The sequence below is a fragment of the Lentibacillus sp. JNUCC-1 genome (assembly GCF_009741735.1).
Lineage (GTDB): Bacteria > Bacillota > Bacilli > Bacillales > Amphibacillaceae > Lentibacillus_B.
Genome location: NZ_WHOH01000001.1, coordinates 1,340,987 through 1,363,633 on the forward strand (window position 1 = coordinate 1,340,987; position 22,647 = coordinate 1,363,633).

The following is a 22,647-nucleotide window of genomic DNA, read 5'->3' on the forward strand; positions in this document are numbered from 1 at the left end:
TTTCACCTCCTCATATATATTATATCACAAAGGGGAACATAAGTTCTAGTTTTATTTTAATTGTTTTGACCCTACTATTTTTAAGATCATGTCTTAATATATTCGCTCTCATCCCACACCTGAAGGAATGGGCTTTCCCGCTCATTAGTACGGTAAAAAGAGCCGCTGTTGTACAAATGAAACAGCAGCCCTTCAAAATATCATTCAGCCCCAATCACACCACATGCAATCCGATCTCCCGCATCACCAGCCGGCTGTGATTTATAATCATCGGCTTTGGCATGAATCATTAATGCCGTACCCTCTCCATCAAGGAGTGAATTGGGCTGATCAGGCTTTAATGTGACTTTGTCAGCTAAGGCTTCAGTCATAACTGTCCCGCTTTTGGAAACTTCTATATTAAGCAAGTCGCCTGCATGGGGGCCTTCAGGATTGTCAAACCCATGCTCTTTGTTGGTCGGGTTGAAGTGCCCCCCTGCACTTTTGAAGGATGGCGGTTCACAGACACCCTTTTCGTGGATATGAAAACCGTGCTTGCCCGGCGGAAGATCCTTTGCCTCAAGCTTAATATGCACCCCATCAGGTTTTTCCGTTAAAACGGCAGAGCCAATTGTTTCATTTTCTGAGTTAATGAGCGTTGTCTCTACCTGCTCAGGCCCTGCTTCTGCGGCTTTAGACGTCTCCACTCCAGGATCTTCAGTTTCTTGTTGCTCAGGTGTAGCATCCGGAGAAGGATTACACGCTGCCAGAGTGATCACAAAAAAAGTCAAAACACACCCCAGCAGCCAGTTTTTATTCAACATCACACATACCTCCATATCATTGATCTATATCATTTCAATTATGCTCATGGAGGTTGAGAATTAAACGTGTGGCTGAACAAAAAATGATAGATCTATATCCCATGCAGCTGTTATAATGAGAGCACATATTTTGGAGGTGGTACAGATGGGTTTGTTTGATGGCATGATGGGCAATGCGTCTGAAATAGCAAATTCTGACGTGGAAAAGGAACTTGGGGAATTATTATCTTCTGGTGAGAACGTGGAGCACGCGTACAAACTGGTTCGGGATCTTCTCGTTTTCACCAATAGACGACTGATTCTTGTAGACAAGCAGGGTGTAACCGGAAAGAAGACCGATTATCATTCTATCCCGTATAAAAGCATCACTCATTTTTCAATCGAGACGGCTGGCACCTTTGACCTTGACGCAGAAATGAAAATCTGGGTCTCCGGCAGCAGTGCACCGGTTGAAAAAACATTCAACAAGCAGCTGAACATTTTCAAGGTGCAAAGTGTATTGAATGCGTATGTGACAGGCTAATTCTATTAATACAACAACCGGTGCCTCTACCATGGACACCGGTTGTTGTTTTATTAGGACACTATTATTAATGGGGGTCGTATAGGGTTTTAATGAATATTAAGGCCCAATATCCGTAAAACCCGAACTTACTAGGTCTCTAAAAAAGTGATGAAGCACGTTACATTTCTTCATGAGAGCATCGTGATTTCCGCTGCGGGAAGTCGCTTTAACTTCACCACAGCTCAAGTGCGACATCTGTTTAAGAAAATCACTTTCACAGTGTCTTCTAGCCAAGGGGCCTGCAGGAGGCAGGTCGTTCGATGTTGGCGCAGGACGCGCCGGTTTTAATCGAACATCCCCTGATGCCTCCTTGCCCCGGCAAGGGGTATGTCGACGTTGTCCGCAAAGGACGGTTTTAGTCGACCCTCCCTAATGTAACGCTGTGGGTTCTTCGGACTCGTGCTGTTCCCGCAGTCAACCATGTATCGCAAAAAACGCTATACACCACAAGGGGATGAAAATAGATGTAGGGTGGCGATACTAGTGCTACGGCTGGATGAGGAAGGTCGATACTCCTTGGTGCCTTAGAGCCCTACCCGCAGTCTGACTCCTTCGACCACGGCGCATCACTTATTGTTGCTCCCTTTCGGGAAGCACTCATGGTAGATTAACCCTATTCTGGTTGTTGCGCCAGCCTTAAAATATTTGATGCCGTAGAAAGGATGCTTTTCAATGGATATACTCATTGAAAGAGCATGCGGTTTGGATGTCCACAAAGACAACATTACTGCATGCATTATCACACCAAAAGGAAAGGAGATTGAAACATTTTCAACCAAAACTGTTTATCTGATCGGATTAGTGGATTGGATCAAGGAACACAAATGCACACATGTTGCGATGGAAAGCACGAGTGTCTACTGGAAACCAATTGTTAATTTGTTAGAAGCAGAAGATATTGAATTCCTAGTAGTGAATGCGCAACATATTAAAGCTGTTCCAGGAAGAAAAACAGATGTCAAAGATGCTGAATGGATTGCTAAGCTTCTTCGTCATGGTTTACTAAAGGCTAGCTTCATTCCAGATCGGAAACAAAGGGAACTACGTGAACTTGTTCGGTATCGTAGAAGCATCATCGAAGAACGTGCGAGACAACTCAATCGAATTCAGAAAGTCCTAGAAGGCGCTAACATCAAACTAGGTTCTGTTGTTTCTAACATTACAGGCGTCTCTTCTCTTGATATGCTTCGGTCTATAGCTAATGGCGTTGAAGACCTTGATGTTTTAGCCAATTATGCAAGAGGCGTAATGAAACAGAAAAAAGAACAACTAAAACTTGCTCTACAAGGTTATATACAAGATCATCAGCGGTTCATGATAAAGACTATTATAGACCACTATGATTACCTTACTAACACAATAGATATGCTTGATGAAGAGATAGCTCAAAGAATGAGTGAATATCAGGAAGATATTGAGCGACTGGATTCAATCCCAGGAATCGCAACAAGAATGGCTGAACAAATACTTGCAGAGCTTGGAACAAATATTAAAAAACAATTTCCTACTGCACCACAAATGTGTTCATGGGCGGGGTTAGTTCCCGGTAATAATGAAAGTGCTGGGAAACGTAAATCATCTAGAACTAGGAATGGAAATAAATATTTGAAATCTGCATTAATTGAAGCAGCTCATTCACTTCGGGGTTCCAAGACCTATCTCGGAGCACTCTATCGTCGTACGGCTGCCCGTAAGGGTAGAAAACGAGCAGCAATTGTAGTTGCTCATGCCATTTTACGAATAGCCTACTATCTACTAACTCGTAAAGAGATGTATGTAGATTTAGGCGAAGATCACTTCGACAAGCAAAGAAAACAATCTATTGTTAACCATTCACTGCGCCGCCTAGAAAGTTTAGGATATACAGTTGATATTAAGGAACAAGAAGTATCTTAACATCTTACTGATTCTATAGCCATTAGACATTGGCGCTCTCCTACTTTTTTAAAAATGAATGAGCTGCGTCTACTTTAGTGTTGCCATTTTTAAGTTTTATAGTATTTTTATTTTCATGGTAGGAGTCGACTTCCCTCCGCTCCAATCACTTTATATTAATTGAATGCTTGGACGGTCCTGTTCAAGAAAACAAGTAAGAACGTGAACACTCTTAAACAGTTAGTACTAGGTCCATTTATACGTATTATTTCCAATTCAGACGTAATCTCGGTTTACTTATGAGCATTTATTCCGTTTATGAGTGATTTCCAGCCCCTATATGCGCTTCAACGTTCAACCCAATAAAGCAAGAAGATAAACAACACTCCCCTAGCTCGGGGAAAACTCGGAGACTCCTGTGGGAGGAAAAGCCTCGGTGAGACCCCGGAGGTCGATAGACCGAGGAGGCTCAACAGCGCCCACTGGACGCGGAGTGTTTTCCCCGAGCGGTTGCCAGAAGCAGTCATCCCAAGTTTTCACTGTTTCGCAGTTTGTGTCTACTATTCGTTAGTGGGATTTAACGTAAAAGCAACAACCTTTTTAGAGATAATATAAGTAAAGACCAAAAAACCGGTGTACTTAACAAGCACGCCGGTTTTTTGGCTATCTCCCCTATTTATTGGTAATCAAATTACCTTCTTTGTCGCGAAACTTACCAACCAAAATGACAATGAAGTCAACTAGGGTCCACACACCAAAAGCTCCTAGTGTTACAAGCATCAAGATACCGGTTCCGATTTTACCAACGTAAAAACGATGTACACCAAATCCGCCTAAGAAAAATGATAGCAAAACAGTTACAAGCCAGTCTTTGTCTGATTTCATCTATTATCTCACCTCCCCTCAACAAAATGTCAAAAGTCATTGTTTTCTTTTTTTCGACAAACTTTCGACACATTTCGTTCACATCGTAACTATACCTTAACTAAATTAACTATGCAATTATAATTAATATTAAATGTGAACTAATTTAACCTGACGTCAAAGCAAACGTTAAAGCTCATACTCCCATTCATCTCGTAAATTCAAATACAAAACGATCAGGATGTCTTCAAGTTGCTTATTTGTTTTTGTTCCGACGGCCAGATTCGCTTTAGGGAAGATGGCGCTGGCGAGTTGTCTTGTCATGGAGACTCTGGTTGATGGATCCAGTTGCGGCAGTCTGTGGACATACGTTTTAAGCAAATTCCATTCCTTTTGTCCAAGGGCACTCAGATTCGCCCCCGCGATCAGAGTGCTGTCTTTGGTAAGTTGCCGCATGCTGATTTCTGTTTCCAGAGCAGAAGATGCCTTCTTTTTCACCTTTCGCTCATGGACAACAATTGTCCCGGCTGCGAGATCTCCAAGACGTTTATGTTTCGGATGGAGGAAGACCATCAGCATCCCAATAAAATAACCTTGTGGCAGCATGTCTACAATTCGGACCAGGTTACGAATCAGACTGGACAAGAGCGTGATGCTGTGGCCATTTTCCTGAATAACACGAATCCCCATTAAGCGTTTGCCGATTGTCCGACCTGCAAAAAAGTATTCCGCTACGAAATAATAGCCATAGTTTAAAATGAAGACAACAATGATTAATACGGCAAATGGCCACAAGGAATCACCGACTAAATCCGCTCCCATGGCAAAGAAGAATATCAACATAAATGCGAGCATGACAATTGATATGAGAATTTGGTCAATGATCAATGCGGCTGCGCGGCTCCCGAGTCCAGCCAGACTGAAATTGAGCGAAACATATTCCGGTGTTTTAACATCCACCCGTTCTTCCTGCATAACAATCACCCCTTTCAAATCAAATGTTTTCATTCTTTAAAAGACAACGTATAATAGAAGCAATATCAACGACCGTTAGGAGGGTTTTTTTGAAGGTTCAACAATTTGTTAAACTGCACCGGGATGAGTGGCATGAACTTGAAGCTGTGATGGCAGCGCTGCATAAAAACCGCAAACATGTGACAGGTGCAGAGATTGAAAGATTTAATGCACTTTATCAAAAAACAGCTCAGCATTTATCGTACAGCCAGACCTATTTTCCCGATGAAGAGGTAACATTTTACCTCAACGATCTTGTAGCGAAAAGCCATAATTTATTATACAAAGATCAAGTCTCCAGCTTTAAACAAGTGCGTCATTTCTTCAGTACAACGTTTGTCGGCCTTTTGATCGAACAGTGGAAAGCAGTCCTTGTGGCCACATTACTATTTGTTTTTGGCGGACTGGCCGCGTTTCTAGCGGTGATCAATGATCCGCTGCATATTTACACGATTCTGCCGAGTGATATGGTTCAAAGCGTTGCTCCTGATCAATTGGGAGAAAATCATGATTCTATTGACTCTGCTTCCATGTCTGCAGAAATTATGACCAATAATATACAGGTCGCTTTCCTGGCGTTTGCCGGTGGCGTCACGTTCGGTCTTTTAACCACTTACTTAATGGTCTATAACGGGGTGCTCATCGGAGCGCTTGCCGGGTTATTCTGGAACCACGGTATGACTTACGAGTTCTGGGCTTATATTGTTCCTCACGGCATGATCGAGCTGGCAGCTATTTTTATAGCAGGGGAGCCGGGCTGCTGATGGGCTATAAATTATTCGCTCCGGGAGCCTATTCCAGAGGATATCAGCTCAAAGTGCAAGCACGGCGTTCTGTCCAGCTCCTGCTCGGTACGATTCCGTTATTCGTTATTGCCGGGATCATCGAAGGCTTCATTACGCCAGCCAGTTTATCACTTGAAACAAAGTATGCCGTTGCGATTGTCACTGTGTTTGGTCTGATCCTCTACACCTTGGTTGGGAAATTGCTGCTTGATAAGGCCGATGCTAAAGCAGCCCTTGATTCATAATGCGAATATAATTGGAGACGGCTGCTGTAGCCAGTCGCTCCTCTTTCGCTTCGATCATCACAAGTCCTTGGCGTTCCCATTTTGCTTTTCTATGCTTTTTAATTTGCATTTGCTGCTGGGCCATCGTTTTGGTCATGGCACCACGCACTTCATCCGGCATCGCTTTTGTTTGGGCTTCAAGCCACTCGTCCAGAACACCGATCATCATAAACATATGACGCCTGCGAAGCCGTTGTAAATAAACAAGGGCGCTCTCTTCGTGCAAAAATGTGTGTACATCACTAAACAGCATAATCAGGCTTCTTTTTTCTGGGTGGTCTGGAGATAGGTCATCATCTCTGCATAGTTGGATTCTCCCGCCTCCACCTTAAGGTTATAAATCGCATGCAGAATGGTTTGCATATGATCCATACCTTTTGCTGCAGGGACATGCGTCTGAACCCGTGTTCCAAAGGCAAGCAGCCCTACGTAATCTCCATTTTTCAAAGCCGCTGCTGCCACAGTCATTGCTGCCTCGAGTGCTTTTTCGAGACGGTTGCCTTGAGACAATTCACTCCCCATCATCCGACCGCAATCAATTAAAATCGTAATGTGTTTGCCATGCTCAGGTTCGTATTCATTGGTCATCAGTTCACGCAGTTTGGCTGTTTGCCGCCAATTGATCTTACGGGGGTCATCCCCCACCACGTAGTTCCTGATCTGGGCAAATTCTCCTTCACCTCTATGCATTTTACGAACCTGAATCCCTTCATGCAGCAGAAATTGCTGGGCATTTTCGAGGAAATGCCTTGTGTCGGTCAAATCTGGGATGACTTTATATGAATCTGAAAGCTGTACCGCTGTTTGCTTCTCCCACAATTTGAACCTGCTCGCAATCCGCACAAATAATGCCTCCAAATGGTAATCCCCACGTATCGGTGCTGTTATTTCATATGAAGCAGTTATACGCGATTGAGGCGGTACGTACGTTTTTAAAGGCAGTGCCGCATGGATGGACTGGTGGACATCATCTTTTATAATAAGGCTTCCCGTCCGGCTGGATGTATTGGTGATGGCCAATGTCACTTCCGAGGTCACATCACGTTCCAGTTCGTTCGGCATCTCGCGTTTAAAAGTCAGATCTTTTCGTCTGGGTGAGGCGACCTGATCAATCAGGCTGAGCGCAATAAGCAAAACCGTTGTCACAATGAGCTGTAACCAGCCCATGCCTGCTGTTGCCGCCAGTACGATCATCACCACACCGTATATCCCAAACAGAATCAAAAAGCGTTTTGTCGGAACAATCCCTCTATCTCGGAACAGTAACCGCGCCCACAAGTTCTTCAACGATTTGGTCAATGGTTACGCCCTCCAGTTCCATATGAGGAGAAATTTGTATCCGGTGTCTGAGTGCAGGAACGGCCACCATTTTCACATCATCCGGTGTGACGTAATCTCGATCTGTTAAGTAGGCCCAAGCCTTCGCTGCACGTCCAATAGAGATCGCCGCACGTGTGCTGGCACCAAAGCGAATGGATTCCGTTGTGCGTGTCTGCCGGACAATTTGCATAATGTAGCCAAGCACGTCTTCATGCAAGGTGACCTTTTCGATATCCTTTTTAATGGCGAGAAAAGTGTCCATATCCAAAAGAACTTCACTTGCTGACGGGGCCAGTGTACCTTCAATCACCTGCTTTAACACATCGGTTTCTTCTTCAAACGATGGAAAATCAATCTTCAATTTGAATAAAAAGCGGTCCTGCTGTGCTTCTGGTAATGGGTACGTGCCTTCAAATTCGATCGGGTTCTGTGTGGCCACGACAAAAAATACGTCAGGCAAATTGTAAGTTGTTCCGTGGATCGTCACTTGCTTTTCTTCCATGGCTTCCAAGAGAGCAGCCTGTGTTTTTGCAGGTGTCCGGTTAATCTCGTCGGCTAGCAGCACATTTGTGAAAATCGGCCCTTTCAATGTTTCAAAGCCGCCATCTTTCATGTTGTAAATTTCACTTCCGGTAATATCACTTGGCAGGAGATCTGGTGTAAACTGAATCCGATTAAACGTTCCACCGAGAAGAGCTGCCAGCGTCCGCACCATCTGAGTTTTACCCGTGCCCGGCACGCCTTCGAGCAGAACATGGCCGTCTGATAGAATCGCCGAAAGCAACAGTTTCGTATTTTTCGGTTGTCCGAGAATTTGTGTTTCATATCTTTCGAGTAATGCGTTTAATTGTTCCCTCATCATGCTTCTACCTCTTTTCTCACTTGATCAATCCTTTTCGTCCATTGCAGAAATTCCTGTTTACTCATACGGTCTTTTTGCAAGACAACTTCAAGGTCTGTTATAAACGATTGGATCTCTTTCTCCGGTATATGATTGAGTTTCCTCACCAGCATGTCAGTAACGTCATGCCATGGATGTCTGTATGGAACCCCCAACGTTCCTGAAGCAGAAATTTAAGAAAATCCGCCTGAATGGCTACAGCGTCCGGATACTGCTGGCCGCGTAAATACCAGGCTCCGAGCGCCCTGATTCGCTCATCGCTGAAACGGACAGTTGCTTCGCGCGGCGTGACGACTCTGCCGAAACGTTTCCCTTGATACAATAGCCAAAAGACTGTCCAGACAAGTGCCAATATCGAGAGCGCGACAATCCAGTCGGGGAATACGTCGATCAGCCGCCCTCCCGTGGCTGTTCTTCCGCTGGACGTATCAAATAGAATTTGGCTTTCGCCGGCACCTGCTTCTGCAAATATATCCAGGACGAGCGGCAGATGATCATGTTCAAGGATCTCTTCGTTGGTCATCCAGTTTGGGGCATTAATCGCAATGAGTGTGCCTTCACCAACAGAACGCTTAAGTCCAATCACACCGTCATCATCTGAAAGGAGCACCTCATCATCCTGTTCAGCGCGTAAACGCACCATGGAATTAATCACTGCTTCATGATCTTGTTCCTGATGATCTTTAACCACAGTCTCTGGATCGAGCGGCATAAGTTCCGTCTTGATACCGAGCATCCCATCCGGATTTGACATCAGCATGAGTACTGTATGGCCATTTTTGATATAATCCAGATAGGCCTCTTCAACCTGACTTTCTTCTATATAAGGCGGCTGCGTCATCACCAGCAGCTCATCCTTGCTGTTTTTTCGGGAGGAGAGTTTTTCTGGTGATGAGCGCCATTCTGCTACATCAGCTGACGTATCTTTCAAATATGTATAAAACCCTTTAATTCCATCTGGGGCAGGAGAGTCGAGGGTATACGGCGGGTATGGTTTGGGCTGATCCGATTTGGTCAAATAACCCACCCCGATCAATACGATTAACAAGCCGGCAATCCATAGCCAACCTTTTTTATCTGCTAATGCCGTTTTCACAAATCACCCTCCCCTCTCAACTTTCAGCCTTCTGATGCAAACGTTCCAGCTCTAGCCATTGATCGGCTTCTTTGCGATAACGTTCATAATCGGCACGTTCCATTGACTGGCCGCCGTAAAATACTTGATCAAAGATAAGTGCCAGCCGTTGAAACGCCTCGGCTCCATTTTTATCTACACGCTTCAGCTCAGCAAAATACTCCCAATTTGTTTTCCAGCTTCTGGCTTTAACCCATTCAATCTCGTCAAAATACAAAAGCAGCGCCAGGAACACGTGCCGGGTCGCCTCGGCAAAATCACCCTTATCGCTAAAATCATCAGCCTTGGCCAGGTGTTTTTGCCATGACCAGGATAATTCATTGCCCGCCTCAAGTGGCGGATGGGCACCGAATTTTCGTTTCCGTCCTGCTGAACGAACTACCAGCCAGATGGTGATCCCCAGGAGAGCGACAACCAACATTATGAGGACACTGACCACGGCATTGCCCAGCGCGTTGGACGGCTCCAATGATGTAAATATCTGTGACAACAGGTCCATCACCCATGCTTTAAGCTTATCCCAGGCGATCTCCAAAAAGTTGCGGTTATCCTCGTAGTACACTTGATATTCTCTTTGTGACAAGATTTTATCCAGTTTATCGCGGGCTTCATCAACGTTAGCCACTTCATCACCTGCTTTAGTGTTTACTGCTGATATGGAGGTTCAGTTGGTTCTGTCTGACTGTAATCTGCAATCATACCCTCCAGATCATCAGCATCATTTCTGACTTTAAGATCAAAGTAAACGACCGCATATCCGACATACATAATGACATTAAGAACGAGCGTCACCACACCCGTCAAGACAGTGTGCAACACACTATAGCCCATCAAAAGCGTCATGACAAAATCGATCACAGACGTAATCGTCCCTGTAATGATGAACAGTATGAGAAAAATACCGACGATTTTCCAAGTCTGCCCTTTAGAAAGATGCCAGCTTCTTCCTATGCCGGGGGTGTTGTTTTCAAATGCAACCGGTCCAAGATAAAAACCCCAGCGCGCAGCAAGCAAAGCGACACCGAGCATTAGGCCAAGCCCCATTAAAACTGAGAAAAGGATGGCCGAAATCGGTTCAATAAACGCTCCGAAAACGCCCATGAAAATAATGATCATCAGCGGTACAAACACGATCGCGAAAAAAATCACCCCAACCAGCAGACTGCTGCCAATAATCGGCCAGAGTTTTGCCAGCGGTCTTCTAAGCAGATCCCCAGCATCAACTCGCTCTCCGCGGCTCGCATGATGGACACCATGCATAATACCAACAGCTGCAAGTGGTCCCAGAATGATCGAAACCAACCCCGTCAGCATCAATAAAACATCTTGAAACAAGCTCGTATTTGCGGTCTCATCAACACTTGATACGAGTCTGTCCAGATACGATCCGCCCTCACTAAGTCCTGTTACGAGACTGGTCCCTGAAGCAAGCTCGATTAAAGCTTGGATTAAATAAACTGGTCCGGTAAAGATAAGAACAATCAGGAAAAAGTCCTTAAAATAACGTTTACTTAATCTGAACGTATAGTCCAGGATTTGTCCAAAGCTCTTTGGACTTTGTGCGTTCCCATTCATCGTTTGAGGTCCTCCCTTTGAATCTCCCGTTTTTTTATCCGTATAGTCCATTGTATCATCTTTTATATGTTTATCACGTGAATTTTGTCTTTTTTTCAAATGAAGATATGTTTTGCTATACTGGACGTAATCCCAGCGAAATGAGGTTTGATGTATGATGGATGAACGCTTGCAAGAAGCAGCTGATGATATTCAAAAACGACTCGGTTTTGGCGATCAGTATCGACTTGTTCGTCATGAGTTGTTCCCCGAGAAAAACATATTAAATGAAACATATTACGTATTTTCAACGGAGTGGTTCCCAGTTGATGCCGCAGATGATGAAGACTTTAACCCCGCTGGCACTGCTGTTGTCGATATTGATTTGCATTCAAAGGCACTGCGCCGGCTTGTGTTTGTGCATGAGACGACGTTAGCAGATCAAGCATCTTATCCCGAGCCTAATGAATCTGATGTTATTGAGTGGATTGAAGAGATGACCGGGCTCGTTTATGGCAAACAATTCACCCTCGCTCAACAGAATGAGGATGAATTTGCGTTCGCGGCTGCCGTGGATCATATCCCTGTCAGCCCAACTGGTTGGATCGGAGTAGAGTTTGATGATGGCAAGTTGACGATGTTCACAATGGACGGGCATTTCCCTAATGACTCTGAAGTAGAGTGGGAACCGTTTGCCCTCACTTTTGACAAGATTGCATATGTGGCAGAACAGCAGTGCCGTCTGATTGATATACCGATTGAGAGTGAAGAGCGTTGGCAGCCAATCTATACAATTGAAGAAGCCTTTGTTAAGAATGATGGTCGGGAAACGATCAGTCTTTCAAGTCAAAATGTGCTCGGAACGATGATTGAAAAGGACTTGATTCTAGAGTGGGATGAGCGGGATGAGACCCCTTTTGAGCAGCAGGAGTTGGATCTTGCTCTTAAGGCAACTGCGGACGAGGCTTTTAATCGCAAGGCACATCCGGATACATTGCCAATTACAGCAGAAGCTGAAACAGTATGTGTTGAAGAGGCCAAGCGTTTTCTAAAGCGCGTTTTTCCGGAAGACAGCGGCCAGTGGCGTCTTGTCGGACTGCGTCGGGAGAACGGCTATATTTTCGCTGACCTGAAGCCCGCTGACGTTGGTGACGCTTATTTCCAGCGGAAGATTCAGGTCGTATTGGACGGCACTGACTATGAAGCTGTGAATGCCATCGATAACAAAATGCTTCTGGACATGTTTGAAAATTACACTCCAGCTGAAAATGCCCGTATTTCAGCAAAGGAAGCCTTTGAACAGTTGCGGGACGATATTGAGTTAAGCCCCACCTATGTATATGATCAAACACTCGGTCATTATGTCCTCAGCGGCCGACTCGACTGCCTATATGGCATAGACGCCACAACCGGCCAACACATCGAACTCAACGAACTCTAGCACACACAAAAATCGGGAAGTGAGAAAAACCGGGAAGTGCCTGTCACTTCCCGGTTTTTGTCGAATGGCCCTCCGGGAGGTCTGGCTGTTATTTAAAAGATTGTTGTTCTTATATTTATAAGCCTTGAAGGACAGTAGACACAAACTGCGAATCAGTGAAAACTTAATAAACCTTCTTAGCTCGATCTTAGGAAGTTTTAAATTACGGTTTATATGGCAATTTCATGTGATTTTCCGATATATGAGTTGAAAACGCCGATATATACCTCAAAAATTCCGATATAACCCTCAGAATTTCCGATATCCTAGGTGAAATTTCCGATATAGCTAAATCCGAACCTCATATATGTATGTTTGTAAGAGCACCGTGATTTCCGCTGCGGGAAGTCGCTTTAACTTTATAACAGCTCAAGTGCGACATCTGTTCAAGAAACCTACTTTCACAGTGTCTCCTAGCCGCTGGCACGTCGCCCCTCCCTATTGTAAGGCTGTGGAATCTTCGGACTCGTGCTGTTTCCGCAGGAGTTGACTTCCCTCCGCTCCAATCACTTTATTTAATTTAGTGGCTTGGACGATTCTACTCACATAAGAGTTAGAGAATACTCTCTCATACCAAGCTCGGGGGAAACACGAAGACTCCTGCTGGATGCAAAGCCTCGGTGAGACCCCGGAGGTCGTCACAAAGGATGGAAGGCTAAGTTCGCGACGTCCTGTCGCAACGCCTTCATGACCCACATCCTGTGGGCCCGAGGCTCAGCAGCGCCCGCGGAAAGCGTAGTGTTTCCCCCGAGCGGCCGCATGAGGCAGTCATAGTTAGTTCGCAATCTACAGACACTACGCTTTAATTCATAATTACAACCTTCACGAAAACAAACTCTACCGTTTCTTAAGTTCTTATAACAAAAAACGAGTGTGGGACTTCGACAATATTTGACAAATATCGGGAAGTGACAGGCACCATTGGAAAAAGCGCGGCTGATTCCTCTCAGGGATTCAGCGGCGCTTGTGTTGTTTTATAGGTCGTCGAAGCCGTTGAGTTCGCTTGTTTTGGTGTACTGTCTTGATTTCTGTTCGAAAAAGTCGGTTTTGGTACCGTCAAAGTTGTCGACATAGGCTTTGATCCATTTCATCGGGTTGTCGACATAATCAGGGTAGATTTCCTCCAGTCCCATCATCCGCAGCATTTTGTTTGCACGGTATTTGATATAGCCTGCCATTTCCTCAAGGTCGATGCCTTCCACTTTGGCCAGGACATATGTGGACCATTCGATTTCCAGTTCAACCGATTGCTTGAACCGCTCGTATACCCAATCAGTCAATTCTCCTGTGTTTTCTTCCGGGTTTTCTCCAAGAGTTGCACGGAACAATTCTGCAATAAAACGTCCATGTTCAAGCTCGTCTCTATTGATATAGCTGATCATCGTAGACGTGCCAACCATCTTATTGTCGCGCGCCAGATTGTAGAAAAAGGCGAAACCGGAATAGAAGAACATGCCCTCAAGCAAAGCGGTATACACCATGGTTTTCAAGATGTTTTCCACAGTCGGTTCTTCCACAAACAAATTATAATGCTCAGTAATTGCTTCGTTCCGCTTGATCAGAACAGGATCACGACGTCCCATTTCAAATGATTCATTTTGTTCTGCAAGCGATACGACAGATGACAATACATATGAATAACTTTCATTATGCACAGCTTCCTGTTGAGCAATGACAGCCATGATCGATTGAACAGATGGATCTGTTGCATACAGTGACAACAGAAGTGCTGTCCGGGTCTGCGGGCCATCCAGCGTTGACAAAAGACCGATGATTTTCAGATAAGCGTCCTGCTCATCTTTTGTCAGCGTAGCAAATTGCTTCACGTCCGCCGACATATTGACTTCATCTGCCTGCCAGTAGTTACCAACAAGCCGTTTGTACATTTTATACCAGTGTGGATAAGCAATATCATTCCAATTCAAAATACCGCTGGATTCGCCACCGAACAGACCCGTTGATTTATTTGGATTGCGTGGTTCCAGTGTTTTAGCCTTACTAAGCAAAGACGACTGCATCTTCCAACACTCCTTCCGTCCATTTTCTAACATCCGTTTCTTGTGAGCCGCGTGGCGACTGTTCGATTTTCAGCCCGGACCAGCGACTGTTATAAAAGTAAGCAAGTTTGTCCACAGCCCGACAGAACAAGGCATCTCCTCCGAATTGAGTGTCACCTGTTCCAAACACAGCCACATTATTCGGTTTATAACCGACTTCGAGCACAAAGTCTTTAAACTCATCAGGAGTTGCCCCCTGATCCCATGTGAACGTGCCTAGAAATATATAATCATAGCGACTGACCTCAACAGGAGCATCAAGCCCGATTTCATGCATGTCAGGCCTGATACCATACTGCTCCACAGTGTTTGCAATCAGCTCGGCAACCTCTTCTGTATTGCCGCTAAATGATAAATACGCAATTAACGCTCTCATTCTGTCTCACCCTCTCTTTCATAGCCTTTAAGACTCACACCACTCGCATTCTTCAATATCGTTGGCGGTTGAACGGACATAATAAGTGGTTTTCAGTCCTTCACGCCATGAGCGCATGTGCAGATCGAGTAGAACGGACGCCTTAATGTTGTATGGAACGTAAAAGTTAAACGATATACTCTGATCTACGTGTTTTTGTCTAGCGGCATTCTGGCTCACCGACCACCGCTGATCAACAATATAAGCGCTCCTGCGATAAATGTTGTACGTACGATGATCCAGCTCAGGTGCAGCATTCGGGATCTTAAAATCTTTTTTCTCTTCATAATAGAAAGCTTGGAAGACTGGATCAATGCTTGCAGTAGAACCGGCGATCATCGATGTGCTGGAGTTTGGCGCGACCGCAATCAAATAACCATTACGCATGCCATTTGTCTGAACATCCTCTTTGAGCGCTGTCCACTTGTCATCTCCATAGCCTCTGATGTCAAAGTAAGATCCATCATCCCAGCGGCTGCCTTTAAATGCTGGATAATTGCCTTTTTCGCGTGCCAGTTCCATACTGTTTTTAATCGTTAAATATGCAATGGTTTCATACAGCTCATCAGCATAGTTGACGGCTTCTTCGGATTCCCAGGCCACATTTTCTTGGCAAGCAGATGATGCCAGCCAAACGTACCCAAACCGATTGCACGATATTTATGATTCGTCATTGTAGCTTGTCTGATCGGAAGCGTATTGATGTCGATTACGTTATCGAGCATCCGCACCTGAATTTTTATCAGGCGATCAAGCACATCTGCCGGTACTGCCCGTCCTAAATTAATAGAACTTAAATTACAGACGACATAGTCACCTGATTTGTATTTCTTTACAATTACACCGTCATCATCTGTCGTCTCCCCGATCAGCTGAGTGGCCGACTGGTTCTGCGTGATTTCTGTACAAAGATTCGAGCAGTAAATCATGCCTTCATGCGGGTTATTGTTTTTACGATTAACTTCATCACGGTAAAACATAAACGGTGTACCGGATTCGAGTTGTGATTTTAAAATACGTTTGATAAGTTCAATAGCAGGCACTGTTCTGCGCGATAAGTCCGGGTTGTCCACGCAAGCCTGGTAGCGCTCGCGGAACGAACCGCTTCCTTTTTCTTCGTCATAAAAGTCCTCAAGAGAAAAGCCCATCACCTGGCGCACTTCATGCGGGTCGAATAGATGCCAATCATCACGTGCTTCAACTTTCTCCATAAACAAGTCCGGTAGTGTGACCCCAGTGAAAATATCATGGGCCCGCATGCGTTCATCCCCATTATTCAATTTCAAATCGAGGAATGCTTCAATATCTTTGTGCCAAATATCAAGGTAAACAGCGATCGCACCTTTGCGCGTTCCAAGCTGATCGACGCTAACCGCTGTATTGTTGAGCTGTTTAATCCAAGGCACAACACCGCTTGACATGCCTTTAAAACCTTTAATGGCACTACCGCGGCCGCGAATTTTACCCATGTAAACACCGATACCACCGCCATTTTTTGAAAGTCTGGCAATGTCTGTGTTCGAATCATAGATGGATTGCAGGCTGTCATCAACCGTATCAATAAAACAACTTGACAGCTGACCGTGTGTTTTTCCAGCATTGTTCATCGTCGGTGTCGCCACAGTCATATACAGATTGCTCAGAGCCCAGTAAGCTTCAGTGGCAAGCGTCTGGCGCTTTTCCGCCGGCTCATCCTGCATCAAATGCATTGCAATGATCATCCAGCGTTCCTGTGGCAATTCATATATATTTTTCTCGTGATCAGTTGCCAGATAGCGCGTTGCAAGTGTATAGAGTCCAAGATAGTTGAATAAATGATCCCGCTCCGGCACAATGGCCGCTTCAAAAGCACTAAGGTCTGCTTCAGTGTATTTTTCAAGAAGAGCTGGCGTATAGATACCTTCATCAGTCAGAACCTGGACCAACCTTTGAAAATCTCCATATTTCTTGCTTGCTTCATAGTTACGGTTTTCGGACGCTTGTTGATATAACCCGTCCAAATAAGCTCGGGCAGCCACATATGTCCAATCTGGTTCAGACTCATCCATTCGTTCAAGGGCTGACTTGACCATGATATCCCGGACACGTTCAACAGATTGATCGTTTGAGAGCTTCTTAGACAGCACCTTATGATATTCTGCGCCATCAACCGAAAGCCCCTCAGTTAAAAGATCAACCTTCTCAAGCGCCTCACCCGCCAGATCATTCATAACAACTTTCCCCATAATATTGCCTCCTGTTCATTCAATATGTATAATATATTTTCGTGTTTCTATTAAATATGTAACCAGTAGCTGACACAAACTCCGAACCAGAGAAAACTTGATAAACCTTCTCAACTCGATCTTGGGAAGTTTTAAATTACGGTTTATATGACAGATTCATGTGATTTTCCGATATATGAGTTGAAAACGCCGATATACACCCGAAAAATCGAGTATTAACGTGAAGATTTCTTGAGCTGGATGCTAATAGGTATTATTCCTTGTTTAATCGTACTCTCGGCCTACTTATGGGTATTTATTTCTGATTATGGTTTTTTCCATATATGCCCATTCACACTTTCATCCGTTCTGCTCACGAAAGCGAGAAGAAAGATGAACACTTCTCACCAAGCTCGGGGGAAACACGGAGACTCCAGCGGGAGGACAAGCCTCGGTGAGACCCCGGAGCGCGGTAGCGCGAGGAGGCTCAGCAGCGCCCGCGGAAAGCGTAGTGTTTCCCCCGAGCGGCTGCATAAGGCAGTCTTAAGTTAGTTCGCACTTTGCAGAAATTACGACTCTACAAGCACTTCCTTTAAGAAAATAGTTTTAAAAAAGCCGTCCCAGGGTAAGCAGGACGGCATAAAACGACAGATTTCGCCCGAGCGGCGGCGTCTGTCGTTCCATCCGCTTTCTGCCCGAAGTGATGAAACATTTTTAAAGAGGCAGGTTTCCTGGCTTGTGCGTCTTCCTTCCTGAGCCTTCCCATATGACCATCCATACAGTGGTTCTCTCATTCGTCAGCACTCACAGTTGCGGGGACAGCTCCGGAATGGCCGGATTCCCTTTTAAACAGTTGTGTGTCACCTCTCGCAAAAACACTATATATTGTATTAAACATGATATTAACTATCTATATCTTGTATACCACACTACCATATAACCAAAACCTTAGCAACACTGAAAAATACCTAATTCTGATTTAGAAATTCACACTCAGCTAATATTACAGCGAAATAACGCGAAAAACAAAGCAATCGAATCTATCTTTTTAAGAATATTTTTAGTAACTAGTTCTGAAATCTTTCCAATCTATCAAAGAAAGCCTGTGCAAACCCATGAAACAATTCTTCTGTTGGGAGCAATTCTCGGTCCCGTGGCACAATCAACCCCACTGTCCGCCCCATATCCGGCTCTTTAATCGGAACTTGGACGGTTGCCCGCGGCAAACTGTCAATTAATGTAATTTCAGGGACAAGCGACACACCGAGACCCGCCGAAACAAGCCCTTTAATGGCATCCATGTCTTTCCCTTCAAATGAAACATTTGGGCGAAACCCACTTTGCCGGCAAGCCTCTTCTGTCATATCTCTTAATACATATCCTTCTGGGAACATGACAAAGGGATCGTTCCTTAAATCGTTCAATGTAACAGCTGTTCTGTCAGCCAGATGATGACCAGCAGGCACCAACGCAGCTATTTTTTCAGTAAATAAAATGGTGCCTGCCACTTTCGGATGATCTGCAGGAACCGGCCCAACCATAGCCATATTGACCTCACCTTTGACGACCGAATTAATGATTTCATAATAGGACCCTTGCTTGAGTTCGAATTTCACATTCGGATAATCACGACGGAATCTAGAAAGTGCAGTTGGTAGAATATATGCTGCAACACTGCTCGGAAAGCCAATATGTATGGTTCCTCGCTCAGGGTCTGTATATTCTTCAATAATGCGTTGCGCGTCATCAAAACGATTCATCGCCCGTTCCATTTGTTCAAGAAACACCTTACCGATCGGTGTCAGCCTCACAACACGACCTTCTCTAATAAAAAGAGCTACCCCCAGTTCTTCCTCTAGTTTAGCAATTTGCCGACTGACCGCAGATTGAGCAACATGAAGCGCGTTCGCCGCCTCAGTTACATGTTCACGCCGGGCGACCTCCATAAAATATTTGATTTGCCTGATTTCCATATTCACCCTCCTTCTTTCAAATCGAGTATTGTCAAAAGTTCTATAGCTAAAACTTACGTTTTCGTTGATATAAAGCCTTTTTATACAAAAAAACTTGCCACCCCCTCCAAAATAGGGTATTTATTGAGGTAACCACACGCCCAAAAATACCTATTTGGAAAGGAAGTGACAAGTTGTTACCTCAATTTATAACTTATTTACTTACTTATATCAAGTTTCAAGAGAAAATTATTTATGGCCTTCTTGGCATCATTCTTGGTAAATCAGTCGCCAGGGCATTATACGATGAGCCAGTTAATAAACCTTATCGAAAAATGGAAGTTGATGAAATGCCCGTCATTGAAGTCCCAGAAAAACTCGATTATAAAGAGTTACTTAATGATTACCAAGCTTCGCATGGCAAAGAATTAAAACCAGTCAAACGTCACAAAAACAGTGTGGTTGAAGTACCGGCGACAATGACGTGCCCTAAGTGTTCCGCGCCTGCGGCCTATCTGTACGCTAACAATGGCGGTAAAGGTCAATATCAATGTAAAGTGTGTGCGTGTCTGTTTAGTAAGCAAAATCGCTACCTGAAGCAAGCAATCATCAAGTGTCCGCATTGTCTAAAGACCCTTGAAAAAATAAAGGAGCGCAAGGATTTCTACGTTTTCAAGTGTAAGAACAATAACTGTTCGTTTTATCAACAGAAACTAAATCAGATGACTGCAGATGAAAAGAAGCGATTTAAACAGGATCCACAAGCATTTAAAGTTAGGTATATCTTTCGTGAGTTTACCTTTGATTTTAAGCCTTTATCCAAGGGCTCGCCTGTTAAACCGAAAGTAGATCTTTCGCGAATCTATGTGTCACCACATACGCTAGGACTTATATTAACGTATCACGTGAACTATGGCCTCTCCGCGCGCAAGACAGCTGCATTGATGTACGACGTACATGGTATTAAAATCTCACATCAAACGATTCTGAATTACGATAATAGCGTTGCTTTAATCGCCAAGCCTTTTATTGACAATTATCCTTATGAGTTATCCAATAGCTTTTGTGGGGATGAGACCTATATTCGTGTCAAAGGGCGTTGGCATTATCTCTTCTTTTTCTTTGATGCAGTCAAAAAAATAATTTTGTCTTATCCTGTCTCGCCCAATCGAGATACACTCTCCGCAATTAAAGCGCTGGATCAGGTCTTACAAAAGTTTAAGACGATTCCGGAGGACCTGATGTTTGTCGTAGACGGTAATCCGATTTACATCCTGGCTCAACATTACTTTGCGCAATATGGCATTCACTTTGATATTCATAAGGTGATTGGGCTAACGAACGATGATCCTGTTTCAACCGAATATCGTCCACTAAAACAAATTATTGAACGGCTGAATCGCACCTTTAAGGGGAACTACAGAGCGACAACCGGTTTTGGTTCCCAAGAAGGTTCTGTCTCATTTGTGACGCTGTTTGTAGCATATTTTAACTTCTTAAGGCCACATGCGTCGCTGGAATACAAATCACCTGTAATCATTCCAGAACTCGAAAAAATGCCGAATATGCCGGAAAGATGGACCAAGTTAATCTCAATAGCTCAGGACTTCTTGGTGGACGAGCTGTCAGCCTAGCTTTTGTTTAGCTGAGCCCGACGAATTAGCCATCGGCGTAGCGAACTCTTGACAAACCGAACTGGACAATGGTTTAAAATGGCAAAAGTCAAGGGCTTATTAATCGTGCCTTCTTTTGTTCCCTTCGCCCTTGACAACTCATATATAAACCATTGGCGTGTTTGTCAAGAGCGATGGCGGTAGCTTATCACCATTTCAAACATCTGACTTTTTTATTTTTCAGTTGTTTTCATAGAACTTTTTACACTACCTCAAATCGATCTCATAACAGCATTGATTATATCTATATTTTATATTGTTTCGATTGAAAAAGCCATGTAAAATGAAAGAACAGTGTTAAAATACCGCACAATGAAATGGAAGGAGTGAGTAAGGTGCATAAAACATTAATAAAAGATGAAACCAAATGGGAAGATCAGGTCCAAGACTATATCGATCGTGTTTTTGAACAAATCAAATGGCGCGATCCTCACGAAACTGAATTCCATCAAGCAGTTGAGGTCATTTTCAAATCAATTAAACCCGCACTTGTGAAAAATCCCACATATGTAGAGAACCATATCCTCGATCGCCTGACCGAACCAGAGCGCACCATCACCTTTCGCGTTCCTTGGGTAGATGATCACGGCGTGGTGCAAGTCAACCGTGGCTTCCGTGTGCAATTCAACAGCGCAATCGGACCTTATAAGGGGGGGTTGCGTTTTCATCCCAGCGTAAATATTAGCGTTGTTAAATTTCTTGGTTTCCAGCAAATTTTTAAGAACGCACTGACAGGACAGCCAATTGGTGGCGGAAAAGGTGGTGCTGACTTTGATCCGAAAGGGAAATCAGATGGGGAGATCATGCGATTTTGTCAGAGTTTTATGTCTGAATTAACCCGCCATATCGGCCCCGATGTCGACGTACCTGCTGGAGATATCGGTGTTGGCTCCAGAGAACTTGGATATTTGTTCGGTCAATATAAAAAACAGCGCGGCCGCTTTGAAGCAGGCGCCATTACAGGGAAAGGACTCAACTTTGGCGGCAGTCTGGGACGTAAAGAAGCAACTGGCTATGGTGCGATTTACTTTGTGGAAAATATGATGAAGGCAAAAGGACTTAATTTAAAAGGACAGCGTATCATCGTATCCGGATCAGGCAATGTCTCGATTTATGCCATGGAAAAAGCGATCGAACTTGGTGCAACCGTTTTAGCCTGCAGTGACTCAGATGGCTTTATTCATGATAAAAACGGCATTAATCTTGAGACCGTGAAACAACTTAAAGAACAAGACAACCGAAGAATCCATGACTATCTGGACTACCATCCAGATGCTATTTTTTCAAATGAGCCATCTGGCATTTGGGCAATTCCGTGTGATATCGCCCTGCCATGTGCCACCCAAAATGAAATAGACGGAACAGCGGCTCAAACACTTATTAACAACGGCGTCCAAGTTGTGGCAGAAGGCGCGAACATGCCGTCCATGACAGAGGCGGTCAGACTTTTTGTTGAAAGCGATATTCTCTATGCTCCTGCCAAGGCAGTGAATGCGGGCGGTGTAGCTGTGTCAACTCTGGAAATGACGCAAAACATATCGGGCATCGCCTGGACTTTTGAGGAAGTTGACAAAAAGTTAAAAGACATCATGGGAGATATCTACAACAATTGTTCCGAGGCTGCCAAAACCTACAATGCGCCCGGTAACTTCGTGGTAGGAGCTAATATCGCCGGATTCGTTAAAGTGGCGGACGCAATGATTGAGCAAGGTGTCATTTAACCCATTTGTGAATGAGCTAATTAATTCCCCTCGTCTGATTAAGGC

At 44.4% G+C, this 22,647-nt stretch carries 18 protein-coding genes, 2 pseudogenes and 1 riboswitch; of the genes and pseudogenes, 6 read left to right on the forward strand and 14 right to left on the reverse strand.

The features are described from left to right. Window positions 1–200 precede the first annotated feature (200 nt). Window positions 201–803 carry a superoxide dismutase family protein gene (locus JNUCC1_RS06025; RefSeq protein ID WP_156644564.1) on the reverse strand — a complete coding sequence of 201 codons (603 nt, stop codon included), beginning with the start codon at window positions 801–803 and terminating at the stop codon, window positions 201–203. A 145-nt stretch (window positions 804–948) separates the two neighbouring features. Here JNUCC1_RS06025 and JNUCC1_RS06030 point away from each other — a divergent pair, with 145 nt between their 5' ends. Both JNUCC1_RS06030 and JNUCC1_RS06035 read left to right on the forward strand, forming a co-directional pair. After that, on the forward strand, window positions 949–1,326 hold the full coding sequence (locus JNUCC1_RS06030; RefSeq protein ID WP_156644565.1) for a PH domain-containing protein: 378 nt from the start codon (window positions 949–951) through the stop codon (window positions 1,324–1,326). A 714-nt stretch (window positions 1,327–2,040) separates the two neighbouring features. Next, window positions 2,041–3,264, forward strand: a complete 1,224-nt coding sequence (locus JNUCC1_RS06035; protein ID WP_156644566.1) for an IS110 family transposase — start codon at window positions 2,041–2,043, stop codon at window positions 3,262–3,264. Window positions 3,265–3,915: 651 nt separating this feature from the next. On the opposite strand, the gene JNUCC1_RS06040 is transcribed toward JNUCC1_RS06035, so the two are convergent. Together JNUCC1_RS06040 and JNUCC1_RS06045 are read right to left on the reverse strand one after the other, a co-directional pair. Further along, on the reverse strand, window positions 3,916–4,128 hold the full coding sequence (locus JNUCC1_RS06040) for a TM2 domain-containing protein (RefSeq protein ID WP_156644567.1): 213 nt from the start codon (window positions 4,126–4,128) through the stop codon (window positions 3,916–3,918). Between the two features lie 168 nt (window positions 4,129–4,296). Further along, complete coding sequence (locus JNUCC1_RS06045) at window positions 4,297–5,115, reverse strand: RDD family protein (protein WP_231747005.1); 819 nt, start codon at window positions 5,113–5,115, stop codon at window positions 4,297–4,299. Window positions 5,116–5,171: 56 nt separating this feature from the next. Between JNUCC1_RS06045 and JNUCC1_RS06050 the strand changes: the two are divergent. Next, window positions 5,172–6,151, forward strand: a pseudogene (locus JNUCC1_RS06050) (stage II sporulation protein M). On the opposite strand, the gene JNUCC1_RS18595 reads toward JNUCC1_RS06050, so the two are convergent. The 7 genes from JNUCC1_RS18595 to JNUCC1_RS06080 are packed head-to-tail and all read right to left on the reverse strand — an operon-like array spanning window position 6,129 to window position 11,121. Next, complete coding sequence (locus JNUCC1_RS18595) at window positions 6,129–6,443, reverse strand: hypothetical protein (protein WP_231747006.1); 315 nt, start codon at window positions 6,441–6,443, stop codon at window positions 6,129–6,131. The pseudogene JNUCC1_RS06050 and the gene JNUCC1_RS18595 sit on opposite strands and share 23 nt — an antisense overlap. A gap of 2 nt (window positions 6,444–6,445) precedes the next feature. Next, window positions 6,446–7,489 carry a DUF58 domain-containing protein gene (locus JNUCC1_RS06055; protein ID WP_231747007.1) on the reverse strand — a complete coding sequence of 348 codons (1,044 nt, stop codon included), beginning with the start codon at window positions 7,487–7,489 and terminating at the stop codon, window positions 6,446–6,448. Continuing rightward, window positions 7,440–8,369 carry an AAA family ATPase gene (locus tag JNUCC1_RS06060; RefSeq protein WP_156645420.1) on the reverse strand — a complete coding sequence of 310 codons (930 nt, stop codon included), beginning with the start codon at window positions 8,367–8,369 and terminating at the stop codon, window positions 7,440–7,442. The genes JNUCC1_RS06055 and JNUCC1_RS06060 overlap by 50 nt, the downstream gene beginning before the upstream one ends. After that, complete coding sequence (locus JNUCC1_RS06065; RefSeq protein ID WP_231747008.1) at window positions 8,369–8,518, reverse strand: hypothetical protein; 150 nt, start codon at window positions 8,516–8,518, stop codon at window positions 8,369–8,371. Before JNUCC1_RS06065 ends, JNUCC1_RS06060 begins: the two co-directional genes overlap by 1 nt. Continuing rightward, a complete protein-coding gene (locus JNUCC1_RS06070; protein ID WP_156644570.1) occupies window positions 8,515–9,507 on the reverse strand; it encodes a DUF4350 domain-containing protein in 993 nt (330 codons plus the stop codon). The genes JNUCC1_RS06065 and JNUCC1_RS06070 overlap by 4 nt, the downstream gene beginning before the upstream one ends. Before the next feature lie 16 nt (window positions 9,508–9,523). Next, complete coding sequence (locus JNUCC1_RS06075) at window positions 9,524–10,171, reverse strand: DUF4129 domain-containing protein (protein WP_156644571.1); 648 nt, start codon at window positions 10,169–10,171, stop codon at window positions 9,524–9,526. Window positions 10,172–10,191: 20 nt separating this feature from the next. Then, window positions 10,192–11,121: a hypothetical protein gene (locus JNUCC1_RS06080; protein ID WP_156644572.1), complete on the reverse strand. Its 930-nt coding sequence runs from the start codon at window positions 11,119–11,121 to the stop codon at window positions 10,192–10,194. Between the two features lie 154 nt (window positions 11,122–11,275). Here JNUCC1_RS06080 and JNUCC1_RS06085 point away from each other — a divergent pair, with 154 nt between their 5' ends. After that, on the forward strand, window positions 11,276–12,541 hold the full coding sequence (locus JNUCC1_RS06085) for a hypothetical protein (RefSeq protein WP_156644573.1): 1,266 nt from the start codon (window positions 11,276–11,278) through the stop codon (window positions 12,539–12,541). 1,013 nt (window positions 12,542–13,554) lie between these two features. Here the strand turns inward: JNUCC1_RS06085 and JNUCC1_RS06090 are convergent. The 4 genes and pseudogenes from JNUCC1_RS06090 to JNUCC1_RS06105 form a co-directional block, all read right to left on the reverse strand. Next, the gene (locus JNUCC1_RS06090) at window positions 13,555–14,598 is read right to left on the reverse strand and encodes a ribonucleotide-diphosphate reductase subunit beta (protein ID WP_156644574.1); all 1,044 of its coding nucleotides are present in this window, start codon (window positions 14,596–14,598) and stop codon (window positions 13,555–13,557) included. Next, window positions 14,579–15,013 (reverse strand): flavodoxin, encoded by a 435-nt coding sequence (locus JNUCC1_RS06095; RefSeq protein WP_156644575.1) that lies wholly within the window; start codon window positions 15,011–15,013, stop codon window positions 14,579–14,581. The genes JNUCC1_RS06090 and JNUCC1_RS06095 overlap by 20 nt, the downstream gene beginning before the upstream one ends. A 27-nt stretch (window positions 15,014–15,040) precedes the next feature. After that, window positions 15,041–17,262, reverse strand: a pseudogene (locus JNUCC1_RS06100) (ribonucleoside-diphosphate reductase subunit alpha). Window positions 17,263–17,960: 698 nt separating this feature from the next. Beyond that, window positions 17,961–18,139, reverse strand: a riboswitch (cobalamin riboswitch). 184 nt (window positions 18,140–18,323) lie between these two features. Continuing rightward, window positions 18,324–19,229, reverse strand: coding sequence for a LysR family transcriptional regulator (locus tag JNUCC1_RS06105; protein ID WP_156644576.1), 906 nt, complete (start codon window positions 19,227–19,229; stop codon window positions 18,324–18,326). A gap of 173 nt (window positions 19,230–19,402) precedes the next feature. Between JNUCC1_RS06105 and JNUCC1_RS06110 the strand changes: the two genes are divergently transcribed. Further along, window positions 19,403–20,842 carry a DDE-type integrase/transposase/recombinase gene (locus tag JNUCC1_RS06110; RefSeq protein WP_156644577.1) on the forward strand — a complete coding sequence of 480 codons (1,440 nt, stop codon included), beginning with the start codon at window positions 19,403–19,405 and terminating at the stop codon, window positions 20,840–20,842. Window positions 20,843–21,216: 374 nt separating this feature from the next. Continuing rightward, entirely contained in the window at window positions 21,217–22,602 is a 1,386-nt protein-coding gene (gdhA, locus tag JNUCC1_RS06115; RefSeq protein ID WP_331713631.1) for an NADP-specific glutamate dehydrogenase, read from the forward strand. Window positions 22,603–22,647: the final 45 nt, after the last annotated feature.

What these genes read in the sequence shown, in the direction of transcription:
- JNUCC1_RS06085 (WP_156644573.1), top strand. Translation starts at nt 11,276, where the DNA reads ATGATGGATGAACGCTTGCAAGAAGCAGCTGATGATATTCAAAAACGA.
- JNUCC1_RS06035 (WP_156644566.1), top strand. Translation starts at nt 2,041, where the DNA reads ATGGATATACTCATTGAAAGAGCATGCGGTTTGGATGTCCACAAAGAC.
- JNUCC1_RS06040 (WP_156644567.1), bottom strand. Translation starts at nt 4,128, where the DNA reads ATGAAATCAGACAAAGACTGGCTTGTAACTGTTTTGCTATCATTTTTC.
- JNUCC1_RS06095 (WP_156644575.1), bottom strand. Translation starts at nt 15,013, where the DNA reads ATGAGAGCGTTAATTGCGTATTTATCATTTAGCGGCAATACAGAAGAG.
- JNUCC1_RS06045 (WP_231747005.1), bottom strand. Translation starts at nt 5,115, where the DNA reads ATGAAAACATTTGATTTGAAAGGGGTGATTGTTATGCAGGAAGAACGG.
- JNUCC1_RS06090 (WP_156644574.1), bottom strand. Translation starts at nt 14,598, where the DNA reads ATGCAGTCGTCTTTGCTTAGTAAGGCTAAAACACTGGAACCACGCAAT.
- JNUCC1_RS06080 (WP_156644572.1), bottom strand. Translation starts at nt 11,121, where the DNA reads ATGAATGGGAACGCACAAAGTCCAAAGAGCTTTGGACAAATCCTGGAC.
- JNUCC1_RS06060 (WP_156645420.1), bottom strand. Translation starts at nt 8,369, where the DNA reads ATGAGGGAACAATTAAACGCATTACTCGAAAGATATGAAACACAAATT.
- JNUCC1_RS06030 (WP_156644565.1), top strand. Translation starts at nt 949, where the DNA reads ATGGGTTTGTTTGATGGCATGATGGGCAATGCGTCTGAAATAGCAAAT.
- JNUCC1_RS18595 (WP_231747006.1), bottom strand. Translation starts at nt 6,443, where the DNA reads ATGCTGTTTAGTGATGTACACACATTTTTGCACGAAGAGAGCGCCCTT.
- JNUCC1_RS06025 (WP_156644564.1), bottom strand. Translation starts at nt 803, where the DNA reads ATGTTGAATAAAAACTGGCTGCTGGGGTGTGTTTTGACTTTTTTTGTG.
- JNUCC1_RS06105 (WP_156644576.1), bottom strand. Translation starts at nt 19,229, where the DNA reads ATGGAAATCAGGCAAATCAAATATTTTATGGAGGTCGCCCGGCGTGAA.